At 44.2% G+C, this 1,099-nt stretch carries 1 protein-coding gene and 1 pseudogene; both read right to left on the bottom strand.

The window, feature by feature from the left end; all coding sequences use genetic code 11:
- Positions 1 to 465: pseudogene (locus ACFIJ0_RS06025) on the bottom strand (hypothetical protein); the annotation flags it as partial.
- Between the two features lie 68 nt (positions 466 to 533).
- Entirely contained in the window at positions 534 to 938 is a 405-nt protein-coding gene (locus ACFIJ0_RS06020) for a hypothetical protein (RefSeq protein ID WP_375644202.1), read from the bottom strand.
- Positions 939 to 1,099: the final 161 nt, after the last annotated feature.

Here is a 1,099-nt window from a genome sequence, read left to right as displayed (position 1 = left end):
TTGTCCAGCATCTTGCCCCATCGCCCTTTGTCCAGTTGTATCAGTAAGGATAATACTCCCATCACTGATAGCGGATTTGGTGTATCCTTCCTCTGAATCTTTAGCTTTTGAATGATCTAAGACATTTTTAGCAATGTTCTTTATCGTATCGTTCCCAGAAAGGCTAAACCCTTGACTGCTAGCTTGCGCATGCGCACTGTTGGTGATGTCACTGGTGCTGATGCTTCTTGTGGTCAGGCTGTTTTTTTCTGCCGGCGCAGTGCTGGCAATGATGCCTCCGGTTAGCGTTGTTTTATCTTTGACGTTGATATCAAAACCACCATCACCGGCTTTAATGCCTGATTGTTCCACGACACTATGATAATCGCTAGAAGATTTATTCTTTTGGAAAGAGGCGCTCATGGAGCCCCCACCACCCGTTTGTCCAGCACCAAACCCAGCAGAAACAGAGTTTTGCTTGCTGGAAAAAACAATCCCGCCATTCCAAGCGAAGGCAAGGATGGCAGATTGTTGGTCATTACAAATAGCAACACTTAAGGTTGGCATTTGCGGCTATTTTTATATTTTTTACAAAACGGGCTGTTTAAGCGCTTCTTGACACTGCGCTGTGGTATGACAGCGCCAGGACGACATATGGGCAAGTTTTCCGCTTTATGGTTTCCACACCACCCCCCCCCCACATCATATTTATAGTTGAACCCTGCTTGAAGCATGCAAGCATCAATGGTTGCCATTTGATTGAAACTGCGATTTTGATTTTCTGGATCCTTATCATAAGGGGTTGGCATGCCACATTCTAACAAGGCTTTTCCTATCTCCGTAAAATCTGCTCCTGGTTTTTCCCATGCCCCTATAGAAGATGTGGGAGTTTTATTAAACTGGCACCCAGCTATACTCAACAGAGTTATCGCACTTAATAATTTTAAGGTTTGTTTCATTTTTTCCTCCATGATCTAATTCAAGGTTTTTGTTCTAGATGAGATGAGCCATAAACATATCGACATGCTGAGCTCGCATGTCCAAGACAGGTATGGGAGCTTATGGGATTCATGACCACTCTCCACCATTCTTTCCACCTGCTACTACCAGCAGGTATTGT

Origin of the sequence: Bartonella sp. OC68QHHN, assembly GCF_042193875.1 — a bacterium.
Taxonomy (GTDB): Bacteria; Pseudomonadota; Alphaproteobacteria; order Rhizobiales; family Rhizobiaceae; genus Bartonella; species Bartonella grahamii_A.
This window is presented reverse-complemented; position numbering and strand designations above follow the sequence as displayed.

Coding starts and splice junctions, on each gene's coding strand:
- ACFIJ0_RS06020 (WP_375644202.1), bottom strand. CDS start 938: ATGAAACAAACCTTAAAATTATTAAGTGCGATAACTCTGTTGAGTATA.